The sequence below is a fragment of the Bradyrhizobium sp. UFLA05-112 genome (assembly GCF_053572325.1).
Window position 1 is genome coordinate 1 of record NZ_JBANBK010000230.1, and the last position, 553, is coordinate 553.

Below are 553 nucleotides of genomic sequence, written 5' to 3' on the forward strand. Positions count from 1 at the left end.
GGCCCGCCGGCCTGCGTCGTCGAAGCGGTTTGACTGTCAATGACGGCAGCCGTCGGTGTCGGCTTGCGCCCAAGTTCCTGCCGCGCTTTGCGCACCAACGCTCGAACGATCATGTGCCACCTGCCACTATCGCGCCACGCATAATAGTAGCCCTGGACCGTCGAGTACGGCGGGAACTCGCTCGGCAGGGCCCGCCACTGGCAGCCGGTGGACAGAATGTAGAAGATCGCCTGCACCACCTCGCGCAAATTGACCTGCCGTGGTCGCCCGAGACGCCGTCGTCGCGGCATCTTCCCGGCAATCAGCGCCCACTCCGCATCAGTCAGATCGCTTGTGTAACGCAGCCCGCTGCGTTGATACTGGAGACGAGTGATTTCGGTCCAGGCATCGTGCCCTCCCTCGAATCTTCGCAAATCCGAAGGAATCACAGCCCGCCGAGATCACTCACTCCTTATTTTCGGTTAGGCTCTTAGGAGAAAAGCCCGCACACCCCTCGGGAGCAGCCCATGGAGAGTGCGGGCATTCCCGACTTAGCCGTGGCTCACAATCCCGA

At 62.0% G+C, this 553-nt stretch carries 1 protein-coding gene; it reads right to left on the minus strand.

Features of this window, described 5'->3' with window-relative positions; translation table 11 throughout:
• A partial coding sequence (locus tag SO180_RS42515) for a transposase (RefSeq protein WP_449384727.1) occupies positions 1-413 on the minus strand: 413 nt, incomplete at its 3' end.
• Positions 414-553: the final 140 nt, after the last annotated feature.